At 26.9% G+C, this 937-nt stretch carries 1 protein-coding gene; it reads right to left on the minus strand.

Annotated elements, in window-relative coordinates:
- Positions 1-880: acyltransferase family protein (locus tag B0A58_RS16185; RefSeq protein ID WP_106408032.1), on the minus strand; the 880-nt coding region annotated here is incomplete at its 3' end.
- Positions 881-937 lie beyond the last annotated feature (57 nt).

Raw genomic sequence — 937 nt, forward strand, 5'->3', positions numbered from 1 at the left:
GTAATATGTAAATACTAAAACTAATTTCACCTAAAATAATAAAAATTTTATTACAAAAAATACTTGTCAAACTACCTTTATTATTGGCCATTAAAATGATTATTGGGACAAACAGGATCGTTAAAAATCCGTTATGTAGATGAAAATAAGTATTGTAGTATAAAAAAAGTACCAAAACCAAAACTAATAACATCAATTTTAAATCCCCATTTTTCGGTAAACGATGTAAGTATTTGATAAAATATAAACCTGCAACATTACCCATTAAAAATTCATTCAAATGAAAAGGAGGCCAATAGAACCCAAAATAATGACTTATAGAAGGATAGCCTTTGTAATAGGTAGAAGTTACATATAAATGAAAAAATATTTGGCTTACTACAAAAAAGATAAAGGCAACAATTGCTATTTTATGGAAATATTTTGGTTTGGTATAAAATCGATTGAAAGCAAATGGAAATAGGAAATAAAACAATATTTCTACTGTAATTGACCAGCTTGGCGAATTAAAACACAATGCTTTAGACGGTATCCAGGCTTGAATTCCTAGAACATTATAAGCTAGTTCGTCCCAAAAAATGGGATGTTTTTTTATAGTTTTATATGTTAAAAGCAATAATATTCCTATAAAAAAAATCGGAAAAATTCTAGCAAATCTATTCTTATAAAATTTGAAATAACCGATATTATTCTTGTTTTGATAGGCAATAATCAAAACAAAACCCGATAGGATAAAAAAATAGCTAACGCCTACATTAGCTTGACCTAATACTTGCCAAACCCATGGAATATTGTATGGATAAACATTTTTACCATAATGGTATATCACTATTGAAATGGCTGCTAAAAATCTAGTAAAGGTTAGTTGTTCTACTCGCATTGGTTATTGAAAAAAACGGCAAAGTAATTAAATTTTTTATTTAACATTTAATATTAT

Source organism: Flavobacterium branchiophilum NBRC 15030 = ATCC 35035 (genome assembly GCF_002217205.1).
GTDB lineage: Bacteria > Bacteroidota > Bacteroidia > Flavobacteriales > Flavobacteriaceae > Flavobacterium > Flavobacterium branchiophilum.